We start from the raw sequence: 377 nt of genomic DNA, 5'->3' as shown, positions 1-377 counted from the left end.
GCCGCCGAAGGTGGGGCAAATGATTGGGGTGAAGTCGTAACAAGGTAGCCGTATCGGAAGGTGCGGCTGGATCACCTCCTTTCTAAGGATAAGAAGAAAAGCGGAGAACTTTCGTTCGAAGCTAGACATCGTATGATAAAAAACGCTTTTTCGCTTCGTTTAGTTTTGAGGGAATATCCCTCATACAGGTTCAAGCAGTAGCTTTGCGCCTGCGTCTGCGAGTGATTACGAAGATGATAAATTCCTCGGCGCATGGCAGCAAAGATGTAGCTTCAAGAAGAAGCCATGTTCTTTGAAAACTAGATAACAGGCTGAAAAGTGTGTTTAGTTAAGTTAGAAAGGGCGCACGGTGGATGCCTTGGCACTAGGAGCCGATG

Annotated in this window: 1 rRNA gene; it reads left to right on the top strand. The window is 46.9% G+C overall.

Going from position 1 to position 377, the window contains the following annotated elements:
• Positions 1-82: ribosomal RNA gene (locus EKC99_RS15580) — 16S ribosomal RNA — on the top strand; the annotation flags it as partial.
• Positions 83-377 lie beyond the last annotated feature (295 nt).

Origin of the sequence: Anoxybacillus sp. MB8, from assembly GCF_011006755.1 — a bacterium.
In the GTDB taxonomy this organism is placed as follows: Bacteria; Bacillota; Bacilli; order Bacillales; family Anoxybacillaceae; genus Anoxybacillus; species Anoxybacillus gonensis.
Note: the sequence above shows the minus strand (reverse complement) of the source record. Positions and strands in the feature narration are given on the sequence as shown.